The organism is Pantoea phosphatilytica, assembly GCF_051025615.1.
GTDB lineage: Bacteria > Pseudomonadota > Gammaproteobacteria > Enterobacterales > Enterobacteriaceae > Pantoea.
On record NZ_JBPFDF010000002.1, the window covers coordinates 274458 to 300411 of the forward strand.

The 25954-nt window shown below is 57.5% G+C and carries 23 protein-coding genes; 13 read left to right on the plus strand and 10 right to left on the minus strand.

The genetic code is table 11. The annotated features are described in order from the left end of the window. Positions 1-220: 220 nt before the first annotated feature. The 3 genes from ACR6AS_RS11535 to ACR6AS_RS11545 form a co-directional block, all read right to left on the minus strand. Positions 221-1252, minus strand: a complete 1032-nt coding sequence (locus ACR6AS_RS11535) for a DUF1176 domain-containing protein (RefSeq protein ID WP_434162387.1) — start codon at positions 1250-1252, stop codon at positions 221-223. Between the two features lie 209 nt (positions 1253-1461). Beyond that, complete coding sequence (locus tag ACR6AS_RS11540) at positions 1462-2457, minus strand: YsnF/AvaK domain-containing protein (RefSeq protein WP_434162219.1); 996 nt, start codon at positions 2455-2457, stop codon at positions 1462-1464. A gap of 16 nt (positions 2458-2473) precedes the next feature. Then, positions 2474-2875 carry a DUF2382 domain-containing protein gene (locus tag ACR6AS_RS11545; protein ID WP_434162221.1) on the minus strand — a complete coding sequence of 134 codons (402 nt, stop codon included), beginning with the start codon at positions 2873-2875 and terminating at the stop codon, positions 2474-2476. Between the two features lie 538 nt (positions 2876-3413). Between ACR6AS_RS11545 and ACR6AS_RS11550 the strand changes: the two genes are divergently transcribed. The 3 genes from ACR6AS_RS11550 (at position 3414) to ACR6AS_RS11560 (ending at position 5372) form a co-directional block, all read left to right on the plus strand. Then, positions 3414-3923 carry a YjjA family protein gene (locus ACR6AS_RS11550; RefSeq protein ID WP_293774131.1) on the plus strand — a complete coding sequence of 170 codons (510 nt, stop codon included), beginning with the start codon at positions 3414-3416 and terminating at the stop codon, positions 3921-3923. A 129-nt stretch (positions 3924-4052) separates the two neighbouring features. Beyond that, positions 4053-4688 carry a hypothetical protein gene (locus ACR6AS_RS11555; RefSeq protein WP_293774133.1) on the plus strand — a complete coding sequence of 212 codons (636 nt, stop codon included), beginning with the start codon at positions 4053-4055 and terminating at the stop codon, positions 4686-4688. A gap of 15 nt (positions 4689-4703) precedes the next feature. Continuing rightward, entirely contained in the window at positions 4704-5372 is a 669-nt protein-coding gene (locus ACR6AS_RS11560; protein WP_111138520.1) for a MarC family NAAT transporter, read from the plus strand. 44 nt (positions 5373-5416) lie between these two features. Here ACR6AS_RS11560 and ACR6AS_RS11565 read toward each other — a convergent pair whose 3' ends face one another. Genes ACR6AS_RS11565 through ACR6AS_RS11575 form a run of 3 tightly spaced genes read right to left on the minus strand, consistent with a single transcriptional unit; the run spans position 5417 to position 9210 of the window. Then, positions 5417-6676: a c-type cytochrome gene (locus ACR6AS_RS11565; RefSeq protein ID WP_111138521.1), complete on the minus strand. Its 1260-nt coding sequence runs from the start codon at positions 6674-6676 to the stop codon at positions 5417-5419. A gap of 4 nt (positions 6677-6680) precedes the next feature. Further along, a complete protein-coding gene (locus ACR6AS_RS11570) occupies positions 6681-8450 on the minus strand; it encodes a GMC family oxidoreductase (RefSeq protein WP_434162226.1) in 1770 nt (589 codons plus the stop codon). A 31-nt stretch (positions 8451-8481) separates the two neighbouring features. Continuing rightward, a complete protein-coding gene (locus ACR6AS_RS11575) occupies positions 8482-9210 on the minus strand; it encodes a gluconate 2-dehydrogenase subunit 3 family protein (RefSeq protein WP_111138523.1) in 729 nt (242 codons plus the stop codon). 686 nt (positions 9211-9896) lie between these two features. On the opposite strand from ACR6AS_RS11575, the gene ACR6AS_RS11580 reads away from it, so the two are divergent. The 3 genes from ACR6AS_RS11580 (at position 9897) to ACR6AS_RS11590 (ending at position 14404) form a co-directional block, all read left to right on the plus strand. Continuing rightward, positions 9897-11468 carry an ABC transporter substrate-binding protein gene (locus ACR6AS_RS11580; RefSeq protein ID WP_418799115.1) on the plus strand — a complete coding sequence of 524 codons (1572 nt, stop codon included), beginning with the start codon at positions 9897-9899 and terminating at the stop codon, positions 11466-11468. 117 nt (positions 11469-11585) lie between these two features. Further along, positions 11586-13088, plus strand: a complete 1503-nt coding sequence (locus ACR6AS_RS11585) for a helicase HerA-like C-terminal domain-containing protein (protein WP_293774143.1) — start codon at positions 11586-11588, stop codon at positions 13086-13088. Between the two features lie 26 nt (positions 13089-13114). Beyond that, positions 13115-14404 carry a DUF445 domain-containing protein gene (locus ACR6AS_RS11590; protein ID WP_111138526.1) on the plus strand — a complete coding sequence of 430 codons (1290 nt, stop codon included), beginning with the start codon at positions 13115-13117 and terminating at the stop codon, positions 14402-14404. Between the two features lie 93 nt (positions 14405-14497). Here the strand turns inward: ACR6AS_RS11590 and ACR6AS_RS11595 are convergent, their stop codons facing one another. Beyond that, complete coding sequence (locus ACR6AS_RS11595) at positions 14498-15343, minus strand: BtpA/SgcQ family protein (RefSeq protein WP_111138527.1); 846 nt, start codon at positions 15341-15343, stop codon at positions 14498-14500. Between the two features lie 29 nt (positions 15344-15372). Between ACR6AS_RS11595 and ACR6AS_RS11600 the strand changes: the two genes are divergently transcribed. Beyond that, a complete protein-coding gene (locus tag ACR6AS_RS11600; protein WP_434162232.1) occupies positions 15373-16254 on the plus strand; it encodes a ribokinase in 882 nt (293 codons plus the stop codon). Here the strand turns inward: ACR6AS_RS11600 and ACR6AS_RS11605 are convergent. Continuing rightward, positions 16247-17197, minus strand: a complete 951-nt coding sequence (locus tag ACR6AS_RS11605) for an ABC transporter substrate-binding protein (RefSeq protein WP_434162235.1) — start codon at positions 17195-17197, stop codon at positions 16247-16249. The two genes, ACR6AS_RS11600 and ACR6AS_RS11605, sit on opposite strands and share 8 nt — an antisense overlap. A 324-nt stretch (positions 17198-17521) precedes the next feature. Here ACR6AS_RS11605 and ACR6AS_RS11610 point away from each other — a divergent pair, with 324 nt between their 5' ends. The 6 genes from ACR6AS_RS11610 (at position 17522) to ACR6AS_RS11635 (ending at position 23652) form a co-directional block, all read left to right on the plus strand. Next, complete coding sequence (locus ACR6AS_RS11610; RefSeq protein ID WP_111138530.1) at positions 17522-18544, plus strand: LacI family DNA-binding transcriptional regulator; 1023 nt, start codon at positions 17522-17524, stop codon at positions 18542-18544. Positions 18545-18921: 377 nt separating this feature from the next. Beyond that, on the plus strand, positions 18922-19668 hold the full coding sequence (locus tag ACR6AS_RS11615; protein WP_199559961.1) for an ATP-binding cassette domain-containing protein: 747 nt from the start codon (positions 18922-18924) through the stop codon (positions 19666-19668). Between the two features lie 22 nt (positions 19669-19690). After that, the gene (locus ACR6AS_RS11620) at positions 19691-20692 is read left to right on the plus strand and encodes an ABC transporter permease (RefSeq protein ID WP_199559960.1); all 1002 of its coding nucleotides are present in this window, start codon (positions 19691-19693) and stop codon (positions 20690-20692) included. A gap of 3 nt (positions 20693-20695) precedes the next feature. After that, the gene (locus tag ACR6AS_RS11625; protein WP_111138533.1) at positions 20696-21775 is read left to right on the plus strand and encodes a phosphotriesterase family protein; all 1080 of its coding nucleotides are present in this window, start codon (positions 20696-20698) and stop codon (positions 21773-21775) included. A 12-nt stretch (positions 21776-21787) separates the two neighbouring features. Beyond that, positions 21788-22546, plus strand: a complete 759-nt coding sequence (locus tag ACR6AS_RS11630; RefSeq protein ID WP_434162239.1) for a glutamine amidotransferase — start codon at positions 21788-21790, stop codon at positions 22544-22546. Then, positions 22543-23652, plus strand: coding sequence for a M20 family metallopeptidase (locus tag ACR6AS_RS11635; RefSeq protein ID WP_434162242.1), 1110 nt, complete (start codon positions 22543-22545; stop codon positions 23650-23652). The genes ACR6AS_RS11630 and ACR6AS_RS11635 overlap by 4 nt, the downstream gene beginning before the upstream one ends. A gap of 95 nt (positions 23653-23747) precedes the next feature. Here the strand turns inward: ACR6AS_RS11635 and lptG are convergent, their stop codons facing one another. Together lptG and lptF are read right to left on the minus strand one after the other, a co-directional pair. Next, positions 23748-24824 carry an LPS export ABC transporter permease LptG gene (gene lptG, locus ACR6AS_RS11640; protein WP_111138536.1) on the minus strand — a complete coding sequence of 359 codons (1077 nt, stop codon included), beginning with the start codon at positions 24822-24824 and terminating at the stop codon, positions 23748-23750. Continuing rightward, the gene (gene lptF / locus ACR6AS_RS11645; RefSeq protein ID WP_434162245.1) at positions 24824-25924 is read right to left on the minus strand and encodes an LPS export ABC transporter permease LptF; all 1101 of its coding nucleotides are present in this window, start codon (positions 25922-25924) and stop codon (positions 24824-24826) included. Before lptF ends, lptG begins: the two co-directional genes overlap by 1 nt. Positions 25925-25954 lie beyond the last annotated feature (30 nt).

The window sequence follows — 25954 nt, forward strand, 5'->3', positions numbered from 1 at the left end:
CCGCCGACGCCGATGCAACTGCTGAAAAAAACGTCTTCCGGGTTCTCTGCTATACCGCGTGGACTCTCTGACTGAACTCCTGCCCTTCCCAACCCGCGCTGAACAGTTGCTTCAGCACGCTGGTTTCACTGGCACAGAGTAACGAAACAGCCTGTGCGCAGTGAAACTGATGGCCTTACAGCCGAATGAGTAAACGCCGAGATCCCATCAACCAGCCGCTCTACTCCGCAACAGGCTTCACGTCCGTGACCAGCGTCGGCAGATCCCAGGTGCCGCCCGCATGGATATAGCGGCACATGCCGGTTCCGCCGTCATAACTTTTACGGAACGCCTGACCATCCCAGACCCAGCTCTCCTGACTCATGCAGTCCCCGATACCCCGGCCTTTCTGCACACTGGTAATCTCGCCCTTGTCATAATCCGATCCGGATGTGGTCACCAGTGTCGGCGTACCTTTCAGCTGCTTATCGATGACCCAGTAGCCATACCCCTCGTTATAAGCGGCTCGCCAGCAGAGCGCCGACAGCAAAGCATGGGTGTCATCCAGCGGTGTCAGAGTGGGCCCGTCGGTCTCCGGATCGCTGTTCTCTGCCGGTGAAAACAGGCTGTCGCAGGTGTCATCGTCATTGTGATTGACCGAGGCCAGCAACCGGGTTTTCAGCGCGTCGGTTTCCGGTGCGGTCAGCAAACGGGGTTCGCCGCTGAGGGTTTTTGCTGTCTGAATAACCGGTGCGGGCACGGCCTTAGCCACGCTGCTTTCCGGTTTATTGCCCTTTCTGGTGAGCGCGCCTGGCGTGCCGATACGGCCCTGCACGTCGTCGGCTTTCAGCAGCACAGCAGATGCCCCCTCGGCGGAAAGCTGGAACGGCTTTGAGCCGCCTTCAAATTCGACCTTACCGTTGCCTTTAACGGCGCTGATTATCGCAGCGGTCTGGCTGGCCGACAGCCGCCAGTTATCATCCGCCGCCGTCAGATCGCCCGCTGGCTTTCCGTTGATCCACAGCGTCAGCTTCTCCGCTGGCTCGCTGTCATCTTCGGTGTCGCCCAGCGTCACTTCTCCCACAGTCTCCGTTGCGGGGCCAGCGGCACGGGTGAGCAGGATAGAGCCGGAGGGATCCTCTTCTTTACCATAACCGGCCATGCGGCAGGTCAGCGTATTATCACAGACGACTTCCCAGTCTTTATGCTGAAGCGTTGTTCCGCTCTGGGCGGCCTGAGCCGACAGGGAGAACGCCGCCAGCACGAAAAGCATCGGTTTACAGTTCACTTTATTCCCTCAGTCTGCCCGACCTGCGCGTATAGCCCCTGATTATATCGAAGAAGAGAGTGCGCCGTTATCCGTTTTACTTCCTTCCCCAGACGCAAAAAAGCCAACCTCGCGGTTGGCTCTTTTCGGCATATCACATCTTCAGCATCGGGCATCAGCAATACCCGTCAGCGCCGGTTGTCAGGATCGGCGCCTCAGTGCGAGTGGTCATAATCGCGGTGATGCAGCTTGTTCTCCACCTTATCTTTCACTTCGCTGGCTTTCTCGCTCACCTTCTCCGCGAGGCCCTCTTTGTGGTCGCGGTGATGCGCCGCAGGTGACGGCGAACCGGCGGCAGGGTTCACTGCTGTCGTTGTTCCGGGCAGTTCACGCTCCAGCCCGCTGCGCGCGCGGTCGATATCCACTTCCTGACGACGCACCGTGTCATTAATGGTCTCGGTCCGGTCGCTGCCGTCGGTGCGCACGACCACCTCTTCTTTCACATGCGTCGTCTTGTTAATCACCGGCTGCTCATGAGTTTCGGCGACCTCGACGGTTTTCTCCGACCAGTCCACTTCACCGGCCAGCGCGGGTTCATTCACCGAGCGGCGGAAGATATCGGCGTGCTGCTCATGCAGCGAAATATCTTCAGAGACGGTATCGGTCACGGTATAGCGGCGCACGCGGGTCGAGCCTTCGCTGACCAGACGTTTACCCACTTCCACCTGCTCTTCGGCCAGACGCAGAATATCGGCTTCACTCTCATCGCCGGTCAGCGAGGCGCGTCGCGGTTCCGCCTGGCGGTCGCTGGTCTCTCCGGCAAACTGCTTACCGGCTGTGGGATCGATGCCCGGCGCGCGGGCGCCATTCTCAACTGAACTCTGCATCCGCGACGGTACATCGACCGAGTCATGCGAATGGAGAATCGTCATGGCGCGTGCCAGCTTCTCCTCTTCGGTTCGGATCGTAAGCACCACGCCGCCTTTGTCCATCGCCCGGGTATAGACATCCGCCTGATCCTGATCGACGGTGTGACCGAACAGACGCTGCCACAGGCTCGGATGGCGGACAGAGTGCCCTTCCTGCTCTAAACGTTCTCCACTGATAAGACTGATGTCCCGATCAGAAAAGCCTGCTTTCACGAGATTTCTTTTCGCGGCCTCTGCCTGCTGTGCAGAATCGAACAGTGTTACGATTTTTTCCTGTGCCATGATAGGTTCCTCTCTGTTAGCGGTTTTGATCGTCATCTCTTTCAACCTTTTCCTGCTGCTCACGTCGGGTCACCACTTCCTGAAAAGGAACACTTTCCTGCACTTTTCGGATGTGGATCTCCTCTTTAAGCACCAGCTTTCTGACGATCTGGATTTCTTCTTCAACTACCGGGACAATCAGTACGCCGTTTTCTTCCCTGATGTCGGGTATATCCTCAATGGGCTCTGCTTTCGCTACATGCTCAACCTCAACCTTATCCCGGTTAAGCAGTGTACTGATGACCTCGTCATGCTCGGTTGTGGAACGGGTGACGCGAACATGTCCATCCACAATCTTCTGCTTCGTCAGGGCTATTTGCTCTTCAGCGAGTTTAAGCGTGACCTCTGCATCGTTATTGTGATCGGGCTGCCCGGCCATATTTTCTCTCCCGTTGAATAAGTCGGCCACAACTGCCTGACACAGTGATTAAGCATGAATACCCTCGTGGATTTCGCAAGGCGGAATATTAAAAAACCTCGGCAGTTAATTTTGAAAACAGCGCAGAAAAATATGCCTGAATCAGTTAAAACCGGCTTAAACCGGCAACGAATGAGATAAAAAAGACACGTTAAAACATGCCGTTAAAATAATTTAATTTCACAGGTAAACATTAACAATAAAAACACAAACCGGAATAAAAAATTTTTTAACCAAAGCGGTAAAAAGCAATAAACCAGGACGAATCCTGATAAATTGAATGCAGCGATGAACAAATATTAAATAATGTTTCAGCTCAGGGAAATTATTCGAACCGGCAGTGAACAGCCTCATGAAATAACAATTTTTCCCTTTCCCCGATTTACTCATTCCCCGTATTACAGAAGATTCTCAAAGCGCCCGTTTAGCAGAAAACTCAGGAACTTTCTGCTGTTCAGCCTCTCTTAGCAAAACTGAATACGTATATGCAGAGGTTAAAATGAAACAGGTACAGCGCAGTGCATGGGCATGGGGCGTGGCGGCGCTTCTGGTGGCAGGCAGTGCCTCGGCGGCAAGCTGGCAGGATCAGCTGAGCAGCGCGGCGTCACAGCTCAGCCAGCAGAACAACGCGAACACCACCAGCACTACCCAGCAGAACGGCGGACTGTCGCTCTCCTCCATAACCAGCCTGCTGGGCGGCGGCGACAAAGCGGTCAGCGCCAATAGCATGACCAACGCTGCCGGTGTGATGCAGTACTGCGTCGAACACAACGTGGTGAAAAATAATGTGCAGTCGGTGAAAGATCAGGTGCTGAGTAAGCTCGGCCTGAACACCACCACCGCGCAGGAGCAGAAAACGGATTACACCCAGGGTGTGGCTGGTCTGCTGAATACCGGCAACGGTCAGCAGCTTAACCTGCAGAGCCTGAGCAACTCGCCGATGGGTGAGAAGCTGAAGACCAAAGCCTGTGACGTCGTCCTGAAGCAGGGTAAAAACTTTATCTCCTGATCCCCTTCTCTCTGCTCCCCTCTCTGCCGTGAGGGGAGTATCAAACGCCCCGATGCTGTGACGCCTGACATTCCCTAAACCTGGGGTTGGGCGCTATAGTGTTGTTTTGATTTCTACAGGACAGCACGCATGAAAGGCATCAACATCGCACTTTACTTCGACCCCGATCAGATTCAGGCCTGCGTTCACCAACAGGATGGCAGCTATCTCAGTAAAAAATTCGAGTATGACGATGGCGTGATTGAAGAGATCTACCAGTGGCTGGAGCAGTACGAACCCAACCGTACCCACATCTGCCTGATTGAGAACGAAACCGCCGAGCTGCTGGCCGACGAACTGGTCGACAGCGGTTATCGCGTCCATCAGGTCACCATGCACCAGCTGCTGAGCTGGTTCGCCGCAGAGCCGCCGTCGACGCCTGATGGTACGCCAATGCGCGCGATGCTGCGCTTCCTGGAAGATGAACATCCGCGTGAATATGAGTCGCGAACCCCGCAGACCGAAGCGCTGATGGAGATGTTCGATGAGCTGGATGCGCTGGAGATGGTTGAAGACGACGCCGACGAAGATGCGCTGCCTGCCGATCTGCTGCGCGCCATGAAGAAGCACCGGATCACCGCCAGCGCCGCAGCCCAGCGTCTGCTGCCGGAGGTGAACGAACGTATCCGCGAACATCTGATGCAGTATCCCGAACTGATGACGCCAGAAATCCTGCAGGACTTCTTCCCGGAACTGCTTGAGGCGCTGGAGCGGCCGAAACACTAACCGGGGAGATCACCGATGCTGGAACTGATTAAAGCGGTCAGCCTGGGGCTGGTCGTCATCCTGCCGCTGGCTAACCCGCTTACCACCGTAGCCCTGTTTTTAGGGCTGGCGGGCGAGATGAACTTCCAGGAGCGCAACCGTCAGGCGCGCCAGGCGTCCGTCTATGTCTTCGCCATCATGATGGTGGCCTGGTACGCGGGCAACGCGGTGCTGCATACCTTTGGCATCTCCATTCCGGGCCTGCGCATCGCAGGCGGCCTGATCGTCGCCTTTATCGGTTTCCGGATGCTGTTCCCGGCGAAGCCAGCGGGTCATTCGGTTGAGGCGAAGCAGAAGCTGGATGAGCTGGATGAGGCCAAAGAGCCGGTGAATATCGCGTTTGTGCCGCTGGCGATGCCGAGCACCGCCGGGCCGGGTACGATCGCGATGATCATCTCGTCCGCGTCAACAGTCAAAAGCGGTGTCGATTTTCCCGCCTGGGTGATCAGCGTTGCGCCGGTGCTGACCTTCCTGCTGGTCAGCCTGATCCTCTGGATCTCGCTGCGCAGCTCAGGGGCCATCATGAAGCTGGTCGGTAAGAGTGGCATTGAGGCGATCTCGCGCCTGATGGGATTTTTGCTGGTCTGTATGGGCGTGCAGTTTGTCATCAACGGCGTGCTGGAAGTGGCGCACACCTTTCACTGAGAGATGGCCCCCCTCTCATCTCAACCGGGGGGCCATCTGACTCATTACTTCAGCGTTTTACGCACCTCAGCAACCTGATCGTCGCTCACCGCAGGCGCGGTGTTGCTCCAGCCCTGACGAATAAAGGTCGCCAGCTGCGCGACTTCATCATCACTCAGCCGCCCGGCAAAGCCCGGCATCGCCAGTTTCGACGGGGCTTTCTCCGTCGAGGGCTGCTGCGCGCCAGCCAGAATGGTGTGGATCAGACCCGTGGGATCTTTAGCATTCACGATGGTCGCCTGATCCAGCTCCGGGAAGACGCCCGGGGCGCCTTTGCCGGTAACGAAGTGACAGGCACCACAGTTATCCAGATAGAGACGCTCGCCTTCGCTGAGGTTCTTCGCGGCGGTGAGTTCCGCTTCCGTCGCCTGCTGCGCCTGCACGTTAACCGCCTGCAGCGGCGGGTTACCGCCCAGGAACTTCAGGTACGCCGCGATGGCGTTGAGATCGGCGTCGGTCATGTGTGAGCTGCTGTGCTCGACCACTGAGGTCATCTCCCCGCCAACCGCCGCTTTATCGTTGCGCCCGGTCTGCAGGTAATCCACCACCTCCTGCTGGCTCCAGTGCGGTAGTCCGCGCAGTGATGGCACCTCCCAGTGGTTCAGGCTGCCGCCTGCCAGGAACTGATCGTCACCGCTGTCCAGCGCCTTTTCGTTCATGCCCAGCCCGCGCGGCGTATGGCAACTGCCGCAGTGGCCCAGACTCTCGACGATATAGGCCCCGCGATTGATCTCTGCGGACGCACCACCAATCGGCTGGAAAGGCTTGTCGGAGGTGAACGCCCAGTTCCAGAACCGCATCCCCCAGCGCTGACTGAACGGGAAGCGCAGATCGGTCTCCGGCGGCTGCGCCGCGCTCGGCTGCACGCCCTTCATAAAGTAGACGTAGAGCGCGTGGATATCAGCATCGCTGATTTTCGCGTAGTCCGGGTAGGGCATCGCCGGATAGAGGCGGGAGCCGTCCGGCAGGACGCCTTTGCGCACCGCATCCGAGAACTGCTGCTCGCTGTAGTTGCCGATGCCGTGCTGCTTATCCGGTGTGATGTTGGTGGAGAAGATAGTGCCGAGGTTCGACTCAATCGCCAGGCCACCGGAATAGGCCGGCTTGCCGGGCAGCGAGTGACACGCCATGCAGTCGCCCAGCCGGGAGAGATATTCGCCCTGCTTAATCAGTTGCGCCTCATCTTCGGCGTGAGCCGGCAGCGCCATGCCGCTCAGCAGCAGCGCATTCGCCAGAATAAAAGATTTCAGTTTCAGCTTGTTCATGCGCTTATGCCTGTACCAGTGGGCCGGGATTTTTCAGGTAGTGATCTTTGATCGCCTGTGCCGCCATCAGGGTAATCGCACCGATGGTATCGGTCGGGTTCGCCTGGAAGTTCTGCGGGAAGGCGTTGCCGCCCGGCACAAAGACGTTATGCACATCCCAGCTCTGCAGATATTTATTGAGCGCCGAGGTTTTCGGGTTATCGCCCATTATCGCGCCGCCCACGTTGTGGGTAGAGACATATTTGGTGATATCGAAATCCGCACCCATCGGCAGGAAGCTCATGCTCATGCTGTCCGGGTTCAGCTCTTTGGCGATGTTGCCGACGATGCCCTTCAGATGCTGCTGCAGCTTCAGCTCGTTCTCTTTCCAGTTAAAGGTCATGCGCAGCAGCGGCAGGCCACGGTGATCGTTGTAGTTCGGATCGAGATCCAGATAGATGTCGCGATAAGACTGGCAGGTGGTGGTGATGCTGATCTTCATCGAATGGCCGTACCACTCCTCCAGACCCTCTTTGTAGCCCATGCCCCATGTCGGCGTGCCTTTTGGCAGCGCGGTGCTGATCGGCGTACCGGTCGCCTGGGAGCTGTGGATCTTCGCGCCGCCGAGGAAGCCCAGCGACGGACCGTCGAAGTTGCCTGGCGAAATATCGTTGAACATCTGGCCGGTCGCGCCCGCCGTGGCATACGGATTGAAGTTCTTGTCTTTGAAGAACAGGGTCGCGCCGCCGTTCGACAGGAACGCGTAGTTACGGCCGACCACACCCTCTTCAGTGATCGGGTTGTAAGGCTTGCCGATCCCGGAGAGCAGCATCAGCCGCACGTTGTAGAGCTGGAAGCTGCTCAGCACCACGATTTTTGCAGGCTGGAAACACTCGTTGCCCTGCGCATCAATATAGATCACCCCTTTCGCGGTTTTCTTATCGTCGTTCAGCACGACCCTGATCACTTCCGCATTCACTTCATAGGAGAAGTTCGGCATACGCTTCAGCGAATCCATCACCGCGGTCTGCGGCGAGGCTTTGGAGTAGTTCAGGCAGGGATATTTACTGCAGTAGCCGCAGTAGTTGCACGGCGCGATCTGGTTGCCGTAGGGGTTCTTCCACGCGCGCGAAACGCAGGCGGACGGGTTCGGGAACGGGTGATAACCCAGTTTCGTGGCCGCCTCTTTGAACATCACGTTGTTCAGCGTATCTTCCAGCGCAGGCAGCGGGTAAGGCTCGGAGCGCGGGCCTTCAAACGGATCGCCGCCTTCCAGAATTTTGCCGCGCAGATTGCCGGTGTTGCCCGACTGGCCGCAGATCAGTTCGAATTTATAGTAGTAGGGCTCAATCTCTTCCCAGCTGAACGGGAAGTCCATCACCCGCATATCTTCCTGCAGGATGCCCGGCCTGTAAGCCTTATCCACGTAGGTCTTGAGTTTAAGATCGGTCGGGGTCGGACGGATCAGTACCGCCGTCCAGTGCATCCCGGCACCACCCACGCCCGTTCCCGGCGCAAAGGCGCCCCACTTACGGGTCGGCAGCGCCGTCTGGCTGCTGTTGTAACGCACGGTAACCGCCACTTCGGCGGGGGTCGCAAACACCTTGTTGCGCACCGCATAGGCATATTCATCCGCCGGTTTCGGGTAGGCGAATTCGTCATAATCGCGATCGCCGCCGCGCTCCAGCGCGCGCACTTCCAGACCTGCCAGCGCCAGCTCGATGCTCATCAGCGAGCCTGCCCAGCCGAGGCCGCAGACCACGACGTCGACTTCTTTCTTAGTAACCTGTGTCATGATAATCCTGTTTACCTGATGTCGAAGCGCCTTATGCGCGTTCACCCTTGATGCTGACCGGACCCAGTGGATAAGGCACGTTGTGCTGTTTCACCCATTCGGTGAAGCTGGCACGCGCACCCGGGAAGCCGATGGCGATCCAGGCTTTCATGCCTTTATTACCGCCATACATCGGGTCGGCCAGGTAACCATGTTTGGTATCGGAGAGCAGCTGGCTGAAGAAGTGCGCCGGTTTGAGATCGGCTTCGCCCAGCGCGGCAAAATCGATCTGGTTTTTGTTTACCTGGGTCAGCACCGCATCTTTCTCCTCCAGCGTCAGCGCATGAAACGCTTTCTGATGGGTGTTCTGCGACCACTGTTCGATCAGCCGGATCCCGGTCTGATAGATCTGCTGGGGACGGAACGGGATCTGATAGCCCAGCGTCGCTGGTGCCTGGGTATTGAAGGGCCCCTGCAGATAGATCTCGCTGCCAAAGGCTTCACTGTGCAGCTGCTGATCGATAAAGATCGGGACGTTGGTTTCCAGCGCGCCAGGCGCTTTGCCGTTGCCGCCTGCCGGGATCAGACGGTCGGTTGCAGCCAGGATGAACTGCCACTCATCCGCACTGAAAAAGATCGGTTTGTAATCGGCTAACTCGGGAGCGGCCATCTCCGCAGCCTGCGCCGCAGTCAGGCCTTTGAAAACCAGTTCACTGAGCGGCAGCGCCAGCAGTGAACCGAGCAAAAATTTACGCCTGGTGGTGGGTTTTTCTAACAGCATATCCGCACGACTCTCATCTGCTGAATACCCGGCTTATCCGTTCTGGCGCGAAAAGTGCGTGCAGACGAAAAAGGCTCCGCAGAGAGGAATGCACACAAGACAGACGACGGCAGAACAGATAAAGGCGGGTAAAATTATGGTTCGGTGACTAACGGAACATATCGGTTAATAACCTGGCAATCTTAGGGATATAACTATTTCTGAATGTAAAAATTGAATTTAAACTATTTCAGAGTGAAAGTTTATCATGCTGTTGCGGAGGGGTAACAAAGGGCTATCAGATTTACAGCAGGAAAATTGCTAATAAAACCCTATAAACATCGGTAATTTAGCCATTCTGACGCAGGAGTGAGCGTTATTATTTTCGACCGGTCATCATCACGCTGAATAACCAATAAAAAAATATCATACTTCCATACAGGATAATTTCAGCAGTTGCTTATCCTGGCGTAATAACGGCGGTGACACCATCAGACAATGCGCAATCTGTGATCGTCTGTGGTCAGCCTTTTTATTTTATCCTGTTCCGTCCGTCGCGAGATAATAACGCACTGCCACTATTCCGTTTTATCTTTTTGCCCGATCGTCGACGCGAAAAATTGTGCAAAGCTCAGAACAAACCGGCATTTTGAGATGATGCGCCGCCCGGTAGTGTAGAGCACATCGACGACTCAGGACCTTTTCCGATGCGCAAAACGCTCTTATCCCTCTTTACCGCTCTGGCGCTGTCTCACGCCGCTCACGCCGCGACGCCTGCCGATACGCTGGTGGTCGCTGTTCCGCTGGATGGCATTATCAGTTTTGACCCGGCCGAAAGTTTTGAAACGGTCAGCAACAGCAGCCTGCGCAATATCTATCAGATGCTGCTGGAGCCGGATCATCAGGATCCGCAGCGGCTCTCACCGCTGGCGGCCACGCGCTGGCAGCCGGGGAAAACGCCTCACAGCCTGGTGTTTGACCTTAATCCGCAGGCCCGCTTCGCCAGCGGCAATCCGCTGACCGCCCGGGATGTGGTCTTCTCCCTGACCCGGGCGGTAAAACTTAATAAAGCGCCCTCTTTTATCCTGGGCGAGTTTGGCTGGACGCCGGAAAACATCGACCAGCAGTTCACGGTGATTAACGACCACCAGCTTGAGCTACGCTGGCCTGCGGAGATCGGCAGCGATCTGGCGCTGCGCCTGCTGACCGCGCCGGTCGCCTCGATTGTCGACAGCAAAGTGGCGCAGGAACACGCCAGCAATAATGACTACGGCAACGGCTGGCTGAAGTCCCATTCCGCCGGCAGCGCGGCGTATACCATCAGACAATTTGTGCCGCTGCAGGCGCTGGTGCTGGAGGCGAACCCCTACAGCACGCAGAAGCCCCATCTGAAACGGGTGCTGCTGAAAGGGGTCGCCGATCCCGGCAGCCGCCGCCTGCTTCTCCAGCAGGGCGACGTGGATGTGGCTTATCAGCTCGGCCCGGACCAGATTGCGGCGCTGAAAAGCGTGCCGGATGTGCGCGTCGACGCCTTCCCGTCCAGCCTGATCTACTACCTCGGCTTTAACACTCAAAGCCCGCAGCAGCCGGCGCTGAGCAATCCGGCCCTGTGGCAGGCGGCTCGCTGGCTGGTTGACTATCAGAGCCTGGCAAACCAGCTGCTGAAAGGGCAGTACCGCATTCATCAGAGCTTCCTGCCGGACGGGTTCGACGGCGCGCTGAACAGTACGCCGTTCCATTACGATCTGAAAAAGGCGCAGGCGATCCTGCAGAAAGGCGGCATTAAACCGGGCACCCGCATCGCGCTGACGGTGGTAAACCAGCCTCCTTACATCGACGTGGCACAGGCGCTGCAGGCGAGCTTTGCCAAAGCAGATGTGCAGATCGATCTCCAGCCGGTGGCGGAATCAGAGCTCTGGAGCAAAATGCGCAGCCGTGACTTCCAGGCGATCTTCACCTACTGGGGCGCGGATTACATCGATCCCAATACCAACGCCAGCACCTTTGCCAGTAACGTGCCGGGCGGCGGCAAAACCCTGGCGTGGCGCGTCGGCTGGTCCATCCCGGAATTAAGCGCGCAGACCCGCGCCGCCGCCGGAGAGAGCGACGCGGTGAAACGCCGCAGCCTCTACACCGGGCTGCAGACCCGCATCCAGCAGGATTCGCCGTTTGTCGTGCTGTTACAGGGCGCGGTTCAGGTAGCGGTGCGCAGCAATCTCAGCCATCTGCAGCAGGGCATCGGTGTCAGCCTGCTTAACTTCGAAGAGGTAGAGAAGTAAATCCGTCTCCGGCCGCTGTGCTACGGGCAGCGGCATCTTTTCTGGCAGATTGTTCTCCTCCTGTAGACGTCCGGCTTGCTATCCTTCAGGCATACCCTTTAGCCAGGAGTGAAAAGCATGACTGCCCCGCTACTGATTGCGCGTACCCCCGACACCGAACTTCACCTGTTACCGCAGATGGCCAACCGCCACGGCCTGATCACCGGCGCGACCGGCACCGGTAAAACCGTCACGCTGCAGAAGCTGGCCGAATCCTTCTCCGCCAGCGGCGTGCCGGTCTTTATGGCCGACGTTAAAGGCGATCTGACCGGCGTGGCGATGGCGGGCCAGTCCAGTGAAAAGCTGCAGGCGCGGCTGGCAAAAATCGGCGTGACCGACTGGCAGCCGCAGAGCAATCCGGTGGTGCTGTGGGATATCTTCGGCGAGAAAGGTCATCCGGTGCGTGCCACCGTCTCCGATCTCGGGCCACTGCTGCTGGCGCGACTGCTGAACCTGAATGAGGTGCAGAGCGGTGTGCTGCAGATTATTTTCCGCATCGCCGATGACCAGGGTCTGCTGCTGCTGGACTTTAAGGATCTGCGCGCCATGACGCAGTATATCGGTGACAACGCCAGAAGCTTCCAGAGCCACTATGGCAACATCAACAGCGCCTCGGTCGGCGCTATTCAGCGCGGACTGCTGACGCTGGAGCAGCAGGGTGCGGAACACTTCTTTGGTGAACCGATGCTGGATATCGCTGACTGGATGCGCGTCGACAGCAACGGCAAAGGAGTCATCAACATCCTCTCCGCCGAAAAGCTTTACCAGATGCCAAAACTCTACGCCACCAGCCTGCTGTGGCTGCTGTCGGAGCTGTATGAACACCTGCCGGAAGCGGGCGACCCCGACAAGCCGAAACTGGTCTTCTTCTTTGATGAGGCGCATCTGCTGTTCACCGACGCGCCGCCGGTGCTGCTGGAGAAGATCGAACAGGTAATGCGGCTGATCCGCTCGAAAGGCGTCGGCGTCTGGTTTGTGACGCAGAACCCGGCCGACATCCCCGATCGGGTGCTGGGCCAGCTTGGTAACCGCGTCCAGCACGCCCTGCGCGCCTTTACGCCGCGGGATCAGAAAGCGGTCAGAACGGCGGCCGAAACCCTGCGCACCAATCCGGCCTTTGACAGCGTAGAGGCGATTCAGGCGCTGGGCACCGGCGAAGCGCTGATCTCCTTCCTGGATGAGAAAGGCAGCCCGTCGGTGGTGGAGCGCGCGATGGTGATTGCGCCCGGCTCGCGCATGGGGCCGGTCACCGGCGATGAACGTAACGGTCTGATCAATCACTCCCCGCTCTACGGCAAATATGAGACCGAAGTCGATCGTGAATCGGCCTTTGAAAAGCTGCAACAGGGTTTCCAGGCCGCCAGCGATCAGGCCAGCGCACCGCCGGCCAAGGGTGGTGATGTCGCGGTCGACAACGGGATCCTCGGCGGACTGAAAGAGATCCTCTTTGGTCATACCGGCCCGCGCGGCGGCAGACACGACGGCGTGGTGCAGACGATGGCGAAAAGCGCCACCCGCCAGATCACCACTCAGATCATCCGTGGCGTACTCGGCAGCCTGCTGGGTGGTCGCCGCCGGTAGACCCGGCTCTCTGCTAAGATCAGGTTATGGATAAACAACACGAACTGAAACGGATGAAGCGCCTGGCGCTGCTATTGCTGCTGCTGGCCGCCGCCACCTTTATCATCACCCTTTTTCTGCCGCCCGGCTTCTGGGTCAGCGGCGTTAAAGCAATTGCCGAGGCTGCAATGGTCGGCGCTCTGGCGGACTGGTTCGCCGTCGTGGCGCTGTTCCGGCGGGTGCCGGTGCCCTTTATCTCCCGCCACACCGCGATTATTCCACGCAACAAAGATCGCATTGGTGAAAACCTGGGCCGCTTTGTCCAGGAGAAGTTTCTGGATACCGATTCACTGCTGAATCTGATCCGCCGTCACGATCCCTCACAGCTGCTGGCGCAGTGGCTGAATACGCCCGGGAATGCCGATCGTATCGGCCGCCACCTGCTGCAGGTGATGCGCGGCTTCCTGGATCTGACCGACGACGCGCGCATCCAGACCTTTATGCGCCGCGCCGTGCATCGCGCTATCGACAAGGTGGACCTCAGCCAGACCAGCGCCATGGTGCTGGAGAGCCTGACCCGGAATAACCGTCATCAGGCGCTGCTGGACGCGGCCATCGACCAGCTGCTGAAACTGCTGCACAAGCCTGCGACCCGGGAATTTATTGCTCTGCAGCTGGTGCGCTGGCTGAAACGCGAACATCCCATCAAAGCCAAAATGTTGCCGACCGAATGGCTGGGCGAACACAGCGCCGAGCTGGTGGCGAATGCGGTCGATTCTCTGCTGGATGATGTGGCGATGGATCAGGGGCATGAGCTGCGCCTGGGCTTTAACCGGGCGGTAGAGAAGCTGATTGTCAGACTGCAGAACGACCCGGAAATGGCCGCGCGCGCAGAGGAGATCAAAGGCTGGCTGAAAGAGGATGCCACCTTCAATCGCTACATCGGCGAACTGTGGAATGATATGCGCAACTGGCTCAAAGCCGATCTCAGCAGCGAAGATTCGCGGGTGCAGGAAAAAGTGCGTGATGCAGCCCTGTGGCTGGGGGAAACGCTGGCGGCGGATCCGGCGCTGCGTGACTCCATGAACCAGCATCTGGAGCAGGCGGCACGCAGCGTGGCGCCGGAGTTCGCCAGCTTCCTGACGCGACATATCAGCGACACCGTAAAGAGCTGGGACGCGCGCGACATGTCGCAGCAGATCGAACTCAATATCGGCAAAGACCTGCAGTTTATCCGCATCAACGGCACGCTGGTCGGCGGCACTATCGGGCTGATCCTCTATCTGCTGTCGCAGCTGCCCGCGGCGCTGCCGGTGGTGAAAAGCTGGCTGTTCTGAATCGGGACAGCACGATGTACGTTGCCCTTCACCGTGCTGCCCCGTAACCTCACCCGCGGGATTTGCCAGCCTGCGTCGGGTGGTAAAAGGCGGCTAAGCCTGCTCCAGCGCGGCCTGCGCCACCGCCATGAAATGTTTTACTCTGTCCCGGTCCACATCGTTCCACCAGACACCATCGACTTTGAGCGCGCTGGCCACAATGACGGCCTGCGTGCGTGACAGAATCTGACAGACGTTAGCGGGCGTCACGCCCGACCCCACCAGCAGCGGTAAAGCGGTGGCGGCACGGATTTCGTCGATTTCATCCAGCGTGGCGCTGTCACCGGTTCGTTGTCCGGTGGCGATAACCGCATCCGCTTCAAAGAAGTCAACATCGCGGGTCAGTTCCTTAATGGAGCGATCGGCTACTATCGCATGGCTGCCATGTTTAACGTGGCTGTCGGCGAACACCCGGATATGCTCAGCGCGAAGCTGGCTTCGATAGCGCAGCGCCTTCGCGGCAGCCCCTTCAATAAAGCCTTCGTTGGCGATATAGGCATTGGCCCACTGATTGACGCGAATAAAATCCGCCCCGCCCGCCAGCGCCGTGGCAAAAGCAGGTAATGCCGCGTTCGCCAGTACGTTAATCCCCAGCGGCACGCCGAAACGTTCCCGCACTTTTTCCGTGATCACCGCCATCAGTGCCGGCGTTTCAGGGCCAATATCCTCAGGTTTTGAAAAAGGAATATCGCCATGATTTTCCACAATCAGACCGTGAACACCGCCAAGAATATAATTTTCCGCATCACGTAATGCCCGATCAATTATCGCGCTGACGGGTTTACCGCGATATTTAGGCGAACCCGGAAAAGGATCGCAGTGAATAACGCCAATAACAGCTTTAGGTCGTGAAAATATCGCTTGTATTGCATCAATTTTTTCTGCTGATATAGCAACCATTGCTTCTTTATCCTGTTCAGGAAAACACTATGCGTGTTTATGTGGCTGGTAATATTACTGTCGATGAAACCTGGTCTGTTACAGATATTCCGGTTAAGGGTGCCTCTGTTCACGGTTATCAGCGTTCGCAGGATATCGGCGGTAAAGGCGCGAATCAGGCGATACTTTTATCCCGTTGCGGCATTGAAACCTGTTTAATTGCCGCAACCGGTTATGACAGTAATGGAGAATGGATCCGCCAGCAGCTCATGAACGAGCCTGTCACGTTACTGCTCGCGCAGCCCATGACCGCATTGAGCGATACCTCGCTGATTCTGCACAGTGCCGATGGCGATAACGCCATCATTACCACTACAGCGGCGGTAGATTCGCTGGATATTGATACGCTTAACCACCATCTTGCCAGCGCGCGTCCGGGCGATCTGCTGGTGCAGCAGGGTAATTTCTCGCCTGAGAAAACCCATGCGCTGTTTCACCAGGCGAAATCCCGTGGCCTGATCACCGTTTTTAACCCCTCCCCGGTGCACGCGGGGTTCAGCACATGCTGGCCGCTGGTGGATATTGCGGTGGTCAATCAGCACGAAGCCCAACAGCTGCAGCCCGGCGCGGTGAGAACGTTGGTTATCACGCACGGCAGCGCCGGTGCCTGGCTGATTCAGGGCGACCGGCGAACATTTTCCCCGGCGCAAGCCGTCAATGCCGTAGATACCACCGGCGCAGGTGACACCTTTCTGGCCGTGATGCTGGCCTCCGCGCTCCTGCGCGGGGGGGACGTTGATACATTAGCTCTGACGCATGCCAGTCAGGCTGCTGCGCTGACCGTCAGCCGTCCCGGGACACGTCAGGCCTTTCCCACCGCGCAGGAACTCGCCGCGCTGCTCCAGACAGGCGGCGAGTCAGCACTTACTTAAACATCGGCCGGTAGCTGTCCACGTTGGCTTTGGTTACCACCGTGGCCGGCACCAGAATGGTTTTTGACACGGTTTTGCCCGACGTCAGCGCATTCAGGGCGTTTACCGCTTCTTCACCCATCTTTTTGGGATCCTGCTGCAGCACGGCTGTGACATACCCGCCATCAATGCCGCTAATCGCTTTTGACGTCAGATCCCAGCCAAAGACTTTGATATCCTTCTGACGTCCCTGGTTTTCAACGGCAGCAATCGCCCCCAGCAGTGCAGGTTCACCGGTCGCGTAAATCGCGGTTAAATCCGGGTTACCGGTAATCAGGTTTTCTGCCGCCGTCATCGCAGTGTCCTGCACGTTCTGGCCATCAACCACGTCCGCCACGGTGATGCCCGGATTGCTCTTAATCGTCTCTTCAAACCCTTTCTGACGCTGATTCTGCACCGCTGAATTCAGTGCGCCCACAATGCCCAGTCGCGTTTTGCCGCCGCTGTTTTTAGCCACGTAGTCGACAAAATATTTACCAATAATTTTGCCGCCCTCCAGGTTATCCACGCCTACCTGCGCGGCCTGCGGGCCTGCCGGTAATACGGCATCAATCGCAATCACCGGTATTTTAGCGGCGGCCGCTTCTTTTATGGCGGGCATAATACCGTTGACGTCAATCGCATCCACCATAATGCCCTTCACGCCCTGTTGAATATAATTTTCAATCGCATCGTTTTGCGACACAGGATTATCGTTGGCGTTAAAGATCACTAAATCTTTACCGCTGGCTTTCGCTGCTTCCTGAGCGCCTTTGTTCATCTGATTAAAAAACAGGGCCTGCTGATTAATCTGGACCAGCGCATAAGCCGGAGCGGCTTGCGCCAGAGAGAATAAAGAACCCGCAGACAGTAAGCCGGTTGCCAGCGCAACAGCACGCAGTTTTCTGGTGTTAAATGCCATCATCTTAAAATTCCTCGTCGGGAATGAGCGATAACCAGTCGATCTCCACATCGAAATGCAGAGGGAATAGTATTGGCGGGCAAATATCGTCTGAATGGCTGCTTCAGCCAGGACCTGACTCATCGACTTTCTGCACACCGTCCATTATGGTGCACATGTGAAAGGGAGGAATCGGGTTTGGGAGTGACTCCCGGGTAATGCGGTAAACTGCCTTTAACATTCGCTTCTGGCTAAATTTTGTCAAGCGATTATTTTATCGTCAGCGGTTACTGAAAAACGGTTTTCGCTGCGCGCGACTGTGTTAACTGAGCGCCAATTCCGGGCAAAATGGCAGGTGATATGAGTAAAAAACGGGTGCTGTTATCCGATGTCGCAGCGCTGGCCGGACTGTCAAAAACGACCGTATCCCGCTATATGAATCAAAGCATTATGCTGCCGCAGGAGACGATTGACCGTATCGAAGCGGCGATTCGTCAACTGGATTATCGCGGTAACAGCCTGGCTCGCCGTCTGAGCAAGGGCGGCAGCGAAACCCTGGGGCTGGTGCTGCCTGATATTACCAACCCCTTCTTTGCCGAACTGGCCGATGCCGCCGAAGAAGCCGCCTCTGCCCACGGCTACAGCCTGGTGCTCTGTATTACCCGCAACCATCCGGACAAAGAGAGTCAGTTTATCCGCTGGCTGGACACCTGCCAGGTAGACGGCCTGCTGTTTATCACCAACCATCCTGATAACGGTCTGTTGCGCAAAGAGATTAACCGCCACCAGCGCATCGTGCTGCTGGATGAGGACATTCCCGGTAGCGCGGTGCCTAAGGTGTTTGTCGACAACGTTCAGGGTGGCCGGATTGCAACCGAAAAGCTGATCGCTGCGGGTCATCGGCAGATCGCCTTTGTCGGCGGCCCGGACGAACTGATGAGTGTACGCGAACGTTACCAGGGGTTCTGCACCGCCATGGAGCAGGCTGGCCTGCATGTCCCGCCCGAATGGGTAATGTATGGGGAATACCAGCGCAAGTCTGGTGAACAGGCGCTGGAACAGCTCTTCAGCCACGCTGAGCGCCCTACCGCCGTCTTTGCCGCCAGCGATTTTCTCGTGCTGGGATTGATGGATGGCCTGCGCGCGCGCGGACTTAACGCGCCCGAGGCGCTGTCGCTGGTTGGCTTTGATGACGCGACCTACGCTGACTTTACCCAGCCCCGTATTTCCACCATCCGCCAGCCCGCTCGGGAACTGGGTCGCACCGCGGTAGCGATCATGCTGCGTATTCTGAATGATGACCGCCCTGTCCCCGCCGAAACCCGCCTGCCGGTAGAGTGGGTGGCGCGTGATTCGATACAGAAATGTTAACAACGTCCCAGAATGGCGCAAAAGTGCACAATGATGGCGCAAATAACGAGCATTTTAATTTCTTAGTGTTACTTTAAGTAAACCGGTTTACCTGAAGTAAAACGTTAAACGCGTTTTATTACAGTGAGTTAGACCGGAAGTCTCTCCCCTGTTAGTAGTCTGGCACGGAAGCTGCAATGTTTTACCCGGCAAACAAATATCGTTGAAGCGTGTTGTTCTGCATCTGATTACAAAGGGTTTATCCTGCTGGTAAACCGGTTTACTAGACTGTAAACCGGGCCGGATAACGCTTTTTTCACATGCAGAGTAACGATCCCGTTAGTGGTGATGGGAGTGATCACATGCAGCAAGCACAAACTGCCCTGACACGGGTAGAGATGGTAAATATTACTAAAACCTACGGCGCGATACGGTCTCTGCGCGGCGTCAATCTGCAACTGGCACCGGGTGAAGTTCTGGGTCTGGTGGGTGACAACGGCGCGGGGAAATCTACTCTGACCAAAGTGCTGTCAGGTGCTGTTGTGCCTACCAGTGGCACGATTCGCATTGATGGCGAGGATCAGCATTTCACGACCCCGGCGGATTCGCGCCGCTGCCATATCGAGATGGTTTATCAGGACCTGTCGCTGTGCGACACCGTCGATGTCGCAGGCAATCTGTTTATGGGCCGTGAGCCGATGAAATCCATTCTCGGCATTCCGTTTCTGGATGAAGTGAAAATGCACGCGGATGCACGGGAGATGCTGAAAGGACTGGGGATTTCTATCCCGGACACCCGGTTGCTGGTGCGCAATTTATCCGGCGGGCAACGCCAGGCGATTGCCATTGCGCGCGCGGCCGCTTTCGATCCTAAAGTGCTGATCATGGATGAACCCACCGCCGCACTGGCTGTCGCCGAAGTGGAGGCGGTGCTGGAGCTGATTCGTCGTGTCTCGGCACGCGGTGTGAGTGTCATCCTGATTACGCATCGCCTTCAGGATCTCTTCCTGGTCTGTGACCGCATCATGGTGATGTACGAAGGCACCAATGTGGCGGAGCGCAGGGTGGCCGAAACGGATCTGACCGAGATCGTCAATCTGATCGTGGGTGAGAAATTTGTCGCCCGCTCGGCCGCAGCGCACTGAGCGAGGAAACAGGATGACTATTATGAATCTGAGCAGTTCCCGTATGGCGCAGCACTCGCTGCCGCGTCGCCTTCTGCACAACCACTCTGGTGTCGTCAGCATCGCACTGTTTTTCGTGTTCTGCTGCGTGGTGTTCTCCCTGATCACCGGCAACTTTCTCAGCAGCACCAACTGGCTGAATATTATTCGCCAGAGTGCGCCGCTGCTGATCGTCGCCACGGCGATGACGCTGGTGATCACCACCGGTGGAATTGATCTTTCCGTGGGATCGACGCTGGCGCTGGTCGGCGCCCTGTCTGCTATCGCCCTGAATAACTGGGGCCTGCCCTGGCCGGTGGTGTTGCTGGGCGGCTTGCTGCTGGGCGCACTGGTCGGTGCCATCAACGGCTTCTTTATTGCTTATGAAGGCATCCCGGCCTTTATCGTCACGCTGGCTACGCTGGCGGTGGTGCGCGGCGTGGCACTGCTGATCACTCAGGGTTACTCCATTCCCATCCCTGCCGACAGCCTGTTCGCCTTTATGGGACGCGCCTGGGTGCTGGGCATTCCGATGCCCGCACTGATTGGCATCGTGGTACTGGTAGCCGGCCACATCGTGCTTAACTACATGCGTTTTGGTCGTTATGTCACGGCGATTGGCGCAAATGCGGAAGGCGCACGCCGTAGCGGGATTAACACCAAAGCCGTGACCATGAAGGTCTACATTCTCAGCGGCATGGCGGCAGCACTGGCGGGTATGATCATCACCGCCCGTCTCGGCAGCGGTTCCTCCAATCAGGGTGAAGGCTTTGAGTTGCAGGTGATCGCGGCGGTGGTGCTGGGCAGTACCAGCCTGTTCGGCGGCTTTGGCACCGTTATTGGCACGCTGTTAGGTGCGCTGTCGATTGCCATCATCCAGAACGGCCTGATTCTGTCGCATATCTCTCCGTTTTACACGCAGATCGCCACTGGTACGATTATTCTGCTGGCCATCTGGCTGAACACCCGCATTCTCAACCCGACGCGATCGGCGGCGAAAGGGTAGCCCATGAAACATTCAATCTTCCGCCATCCCGATCCCCTGCCGCTGGGCATCAGCAGTGGCTATGTCATGACCGTACTCGGCCCGCTGCCGGTGAGTGAGATGGGCGTGACGCTGATGCACGAACATATTTTGCTGGATGCGTCCGGCAAATGGGTGCCGCCCTGCTGCTGTGGCGATCGTCATCTGGCGGAAATGCCGGTAAGCATCGAAAACCTGGGCGAGCTGTCGCTTAATCCGCTCATCAGCCGCGATAACTGCCAGCTGTTTGACGTGGATTTAGCGATTGAGGAGCTCATGAAGTTCCGGGCGCTGGGCGGCGATACCGTGGTGGATCCCACGAATATCGGCATTGGCCGCGATCCCAAAGCACTGCAACGCATCGCGCGCCTGACCGGGCTTAATATCATCATGAGCACCGGGTTATATCTGGAACCCTCGCATCCTGATTGGGTGAAAACCATCAGCCTCGAAGCCCTGACGGAGAAGCTGATTTATGACCTCGGCGGCAGGGACGAAAAACCCGAGGTGCTGGCTGGCCTGATCGGCGAGATTGGCGTATCCAGCCGCTTTACGCCCGGCGAGGAGAAATCCCTGCGGGCGGCAGGCCGTGCCAGTGCCGCGACACGAGTGCCGATCGAGGTGCACCTGCCCGGCTGGGAACGATTAGGGCATCAGGTGCTGGATATCCTGGAAAATGAAGGGGCAGACCTGCGCCATGTGGTGCTATGCCACATGAACCCCAGCTTTGCCGACAAACGCTACCAGCGTGAACTCGCGCAGCGCGGGGCCTTTCTGGAGTACGACATGATCGGCATGAGCTATTACTACGCCGATGAGTCCGCACAGTCGCCCTCCGACGAAGAGAATGCCCGTGCCATTTGCGAGCTGATCGATGACGGCTTTATTGACCAGATTTTATTGTCCCAGGACGTGTTTCTGAAAACCATGCTGACCCGTTATGGCGGTCACGGCTATGGCTACATCCTTAAACATTTTGTTCCGCGCCTGAAACGCCACGGCGTAAGCGGCGAACAACTTGAAAACTTACTGATTGCTAACCCACAGCGCGTTTTTGGTGGGTAAGGGAGAACCGTAATGCAGAAGAAAATTTTACTGGTTGGCGAGTCCTGGACCAGCACGTCTGTTCACGTCAAAGGCTTCGATCAGTTTGCCACCGCGACCTGGCATAATGGCGCAACCGACTTTATGGCGGCGCTGGCCGACAGTGATTATGCCATCACCTACATGCCCGCCCACGCTGCCGCCACCGAATTCCCCCTGACGCCTGCCGGGCTCCGTGAATGGGATGCCATCATTCTGTCGGACATCGGTGCGAATACATTGCTGCTGCACCCGGATACCTGGCTGAAGAGCGAGCGCACGGCGAACCGCCTGACGCTTATTCACGACTACGTGGCCGCAGGCGGCGCGCTGATGATGGTAGGCGGCTACTTTAGTTTTCAGGGTATTAATGGCGGCGCACGCTATCGCAACACGGCCGTTGAGAAAGTCCTGCCGGTGCGCTGTCTGGCATGGGATGATCGTATCGAAACGCCCGAAGGCGTTTACCCCAGCGTAACGGAATCCCACGCGCTGTTCACCGACATGCCAGAAGAGTGGCCGTGGCTGCTGGGCTATAACGAAGTGGAAATGCACCCTGAAGGCAAACTGCTGGCGACCATTGAGGGTACGTCACATCCGCTGCTGGCGGTGCGTGAGTATCAGCAGGGTCGCTCACTGGTCTGGACCAGCGATATGTCTGCGCACTGGCTGCCGCAGGAATTTGCCCGGTGGCAGGGTTATCGCCAGCTCTGGATCAACTGTCTGCACTGGTTAACGGAGCGCGGTGCATGAGCCAGAGCCAGATGCTGGCGCAACAGCTGCTGAGTTTTGACACGATTAATCCACCGGGCAATGAAGCCGCCTGCATGCACTTTCTGGCGAACTGGCTGATGGAACAGGGCTTTGATGTCACCTTGTCCTCCTTCGGTAAAAATCGCCTTAACCTGATTGCCAGCCTGGCTGGCAGCCAGTCCGGACCGCAGCTGGCGTTTACCGGCCATCTGGATACCGTTCCGCTCGGCAATGCTGACTGGCAGTACCATCCTTTCGGTGAAATCGTGGGTGATCGCCTCTACGGGCGCGGTTCGAGTGACATGAAGGCCGCTGTGGCGGCGTTTGCGGTTGCCTGCGTGACGAATCAGCAGGCGATTCGGCAGGGTTCCGGCGTCGTAATGTTAATCACCGGCGGAGAGGAGACGGGCTGTGACGGCGCGCGGGCGCTGATTGATACCGCTGACCTGCCCGCTGTGGGCGCATTGATTGTCGGCGAGCCCACTGCCAACTATCCGGTTATCGGGCATAAAGGGGCGTTATGGCTACGCTGTGAAACACGCGGGAAAACAGCCCATGGCGCCATGCCGGAGCTGGGCATTAATGCCATTTATCTGGCGGCGGAGGCGCTGGGCAAGATTCAGCACTTCTCACCTGGCGCACCGCATCCGCTGATGAAACAGCCGACCATTAACGTCGGACGCATTACAGGCGGTCTGAACATTAACTCTGTGCCCGATCGCACGCAGTTTGATGTGGATATCCGTAGCGCACCCAACCTGCAGCACGCCACCATTCGTCAGCAACTGATCACCCTGCTGGGAGGCAGCATAACGGTGACGACGCTGGTGGATCTGCCGGCGGTGCTGAGCGAAGAGAGTCACGCCTGGATTCATTCTGTTTATCAGCATTGTCAGGCGTTACACGATGCCCCGCTGACGCCGCGAATTGTGCCCTACTTTACAGATGCGTCACTGTTGCTGCCCGCACTGGGTTCGCCGCCCTGCATTATCCTCGGACCCGGTGAGCCATCAATGGCGCATCAGACGGATGAATACTGCCTGCTGAGCCGGTTAGCAGAAGCGGAAGCGTTGTATGGGGTGTTGATTAACGACTGGATGAGGTAATGGCGGGCGGCATCAGACGGCCGGACGAAGAAACGGGCGCTCGCTGCCTGCCATGAAAAAGGCCGCCCTGAGAGGCGGCCTTTTCACACTGACGCTTAGCGCCGCTTAATCAGCATAAACATGCTGATCGCAAAGAACGCGAAGCTTGGCAGTATCGCCCCCAGAACCGGCGGCAGCCCATAAACCAGGCTCAGCGGACCGAAAATCTGATCCAGCACGTAGAACAGGAAACCGAAGCTGATCCCGGTCACCACCCGCACACCCATCGACACGCTACGCAGCGGACCAAAGATAAACGACAGCGCCATCAGCATCATTACCGCCACCGACAGTGGCTGGAAAATCTTGCTCCACATATTCAGCTGATAACGTCCCGCTTCCTGACCGCTCTGCTTGAGATATTTGCTGTAGCTGTGCAGACCGCGAATCGACAACGCATCCGGATCCAGTGCCACCACACCCAGCTTGTCTGGCGTCAGGTTGGTTTTCCATTCGCCGCTCAGGCTCTGGGAACCGGTGATCTGCTTAGGATCGGTCAGGTTTGACTCATCCACCTGCGACAGCAGCCAGCGCTTCTTATCCGCATCCCAGGTCGCCGTCGCCGCATAGCGCACGCTCTGCAGACGACGCTGATCGTTGAAGTTATAGATGCTGACGCCATCAATCTGATTGTCGCCTTTGATGCGCTCAATGTAGATGAAGTTGTTGCCATCTTTGGCCCACAGACCGTTCTGCGTCGAAATCAGTGCGCCACCGGTAAGCTGCTGAGCCCGATAGTTACGCGCCATCTGCTCGCCCGAGGGTGCCACAAACTCACCAATCGCCATCGTCAGCAACACCAGCGGGATCGCCGTCTTCATAACGGAGAGCGCCACCTGCATGCGGGTAAAGCCCGCCGCCTGCATCACCACCAGCTCGCTGCGCTGCGCCAGCGCGCCCAGTCCCAGCAGCGCACCCAGCAGGGCTGCCATCGGGAAGAAAATCTCAATATCTTTGGGCACGCTGAGCAGGGTGTAATAACCGGCGCTCAGGGCGCTGTAGCTGCCCTGGCCGGTCTTGCGCAGCTGATCGACGAACTTGATGATGCCGGAGAGCGACACCAGCATGAACAGCGTCAGCATGATGGTATTAAAAATGGTTTTACCGATATAGCGGTCAAGAACGCGAAACATCAGACCGACCCTCCGCGGGTGAAGCGGGCGCGAATCCGACGCATCGGCACCGTATCCCACAGGTTAAGAAGTATCGCCAGCACCAGATAGCTGATATTCACCACCCACATCCAGAGCGCCGGATCCAGCCGCCCTTTCGCGCCGCTCGACTTCAGCGAGCTTTGCAGCAGGAAGAAGATCAGATAGAGCAGCATGGCAGGCAGCATCGACAGCACGCGGCCCTGACGCGGATTCACCACGCTGAGCGGCACCACCATCAGCGCCATCACCAGTACCGCGAAGACCAGCGTCAGACGCCAGTGCAGCTCGGCCTTAAAATCAGGTGTTTTATTCGCGAGCAGGTCAGCCATACTCGCCTGTTCGGAATCGTTGGGATCGAGCGTGGCCGCTTTATACCCAATCACTGCCTGATAATCGGTAAAGTCAGTGATGCGGAAATCGCGCAGCAGCGCAGTGCCCTCAAAGCGAGTGCCTTTATCCAGCGTCACGACCTGCGAGCCATCTTTGTGCTGCTCCATGTTACCGCTGTCAGCCAGCACCACAGAAGGTCGCGCGTTGCCTTTTGGCCGCAGCTGCGCCAGGAAGACGTTACCAAACTGGTTACCCTTCACATCCTCAACAAACAGCACGGCGCTGCCGTCGCTGGAGGCCTGAAACTGCCCGGCTACCATCGCCGCCGCGCCCGGGTTCGCCTTGGCGTTCTGTGTCACTTCGCTCTGATAGCGGGATGACCAGGGGCCCAGCCAGATAACGTTGACGGCCGCCACCAGCGAGGTAAACAGCATCAGCACCATCGCGGCTTTCACCAGCACGGCCTTACTCAGGCCGCAGGCGTGCATCACGGTAATTTCACTTTCCGTGTAAAGTCGCCCCAGCGTCATCAGGATCGCCAGAAACAGACTTAAGGGCAGAATAAGTTGTGCCATTTGAGGCACACCCAGTCCCAACAAGGTCAGAACGAGGTTTGTCGGCACTTCGCCATCCACCGCGGCACCCAGGATCCTGACTAACTTCTGACAAAAGAAGATGAGCAGCAGGATAAACAGGATAGCCAGCTGGCTTTTGAGCGTTTCCCGAACCAGATATCTAATGATGATCACGCTTAGTACGCCTGTGAAAACTTGTCTTTT

Bases quoted from the DNA above. Each gene is read 5' to 3' on its own strand.
- ACR6AS_RS11535 (WP_434162387.1), bottom strand. From the start codon at position 1,252: ATGCTTTTCGTGCTGGCGGCGTTCTCCCTGTCGGCTCAGGCCGCCCAG.
- ACR6AS_RS11540 (WP_434162219.1), bottom strand. From the start codon at position 2,457: ATGGCACAGGAAAAAATCGTAACACTGTTCGATTCTGCACAGCAGGCA.
- ACR6AS_RS11545 (WP_434162221.1), bottom strand. From the start codon at position 2,875: ATGGCCGGGCAGCCCGATCACAATAACGATGCAGAGGTCACGCTTAAA.
- ACR6AS_RS11550 (WP_293774131.1), top strand. From the start codon at position 3,414: ATGAAACAGGTACAGCGCAGTGCATGGGCATGGGGCGTGGCGGCGCTT.
- ACR6AS_RS11555 (WP_293774133.1), top strand. From the start codon at position 4,053: ATGAAAGGCATCAACATCGCACTTTACTTCGACCCCGATCAGATTCAG.
- ACR6AS_RS11560 (WP_111138520.1), top strand. From the start codon at position 4,704: ATGCTGGAACTGATTAAAGCGGTCAGCCTGGGGCTGGTCGTCATCCTG.
- ACR6AS_RS11565 (WP_111138521.1), bottom strand. From the start codon at position 6,676: ATGAACAAGCTGAAACTGAAATCTTTTATTCTGGCGAATGCGCTGCTG.
- ACR6AS_RS11570 (WP_434162226.1), bottom strand. From the start codon at position 8,450: ATGACACAGGTTACTAAGAAAGAAGTCGACGTCGTGGTCTGCGGCCTC.
- ACR6AS_RS11575 (WP_111138523.1), bottom strand. From the start codon at position 9,210: ATGCTGTTAGAAAAACCCACCACCAGGCGTAAATTTTTGCTCGGTTCA.
- ACR6AS_RS11580 (WP_418799115.1), top strand. From the start codon at position 9,897: ATGCGCAAAACGCTCTTATCCCTCTTTACCGCTCTGGCGCTGTCTCAC.
- ACR6AS_RS11585 (WP_293774143.1), top strand. From the start codon at position 11,586: ATGACTGCCCCGCTACTGATTGCGCGTACCCCCGACACCGAACTTCAC.
- ACR6AS_RS11590 (WP_111138526.1), top strand. From the start codon at position 13,115: ATGGATAAACAACACGAACTGAAACGGATGAAGCGCCTGGCGCTGCTA.
- ACR6AS_RS11595 (WP_111138527.1), bottom strand. From the start codon at position 15,343: ATGGTTGCTATATCAGCAGAAAAAATTGATGCAATACAAGCGATATTT.
- ACR6AS_RS11600 (WP_434162232.1), top strand. From the start codon at position 15,373: ATGCGTGTTTATGTGGCTGGTAATATTACTGTCGATGAAACCTGGTCT.
- ACR6AS_RS11605 (WP_434162235.1), bottom strand. From the start codon at position 17,197: ATGATGGCATTTAACACCAGAAAACTGCGTGCTGTTGCGCTGGCAACC.
- ACR6AS_RS11610 (WP_111138530.1), top strand. From the start codon at position 17,522: ATGGCAGGTGATATGAGTAAAAAACGGGTGCTGTTATCCGATGTCGCA.
- ACR6AS_RS11615 (WP_199559961.1), top strand. From the start codon at position 18,922: ATGGTAAATATTACTAAAACCTACGGCGCGATACGGTCTCTGCGCGGC.
- ACR6AS_RS11620 (WP_199559960.1), top strand. From the start codon at position 19,691: ATGAATCTGAGCAGTTCCCGTATGGCGCAGCACTCGCTGCCGCGTCGC.
- ACR6AS_RS11625 (WP_111138533.1), top strand. From the start codon at position 20,696: ATGAAACATTCAATCTTCCGCCATCCCGATCCCCTGCCGCTGGGCATC.
- ACR6AS_RS11630 (WP_434162239.1), top strand. From the start codon at position 21,788: ATGCAGAAGAAAATTTTACTGGTTGGCGAGTCCTGGACCAGCACGTCT.
- ACR6AS_RS11635 (WP_434162242.1), top strand. From the start codon at position 22,543: ATGAGCCAGAGCCAGATGCTGGCGCAACAGCTGCTGAGTTTTGACACG.
- lptG (WP_111138536.1), bottom strand. From the start codon at position 24,824: ATGTTTCGCGTTCTTGACCGCTATATCGGTAAAACCATTTTTAATACC.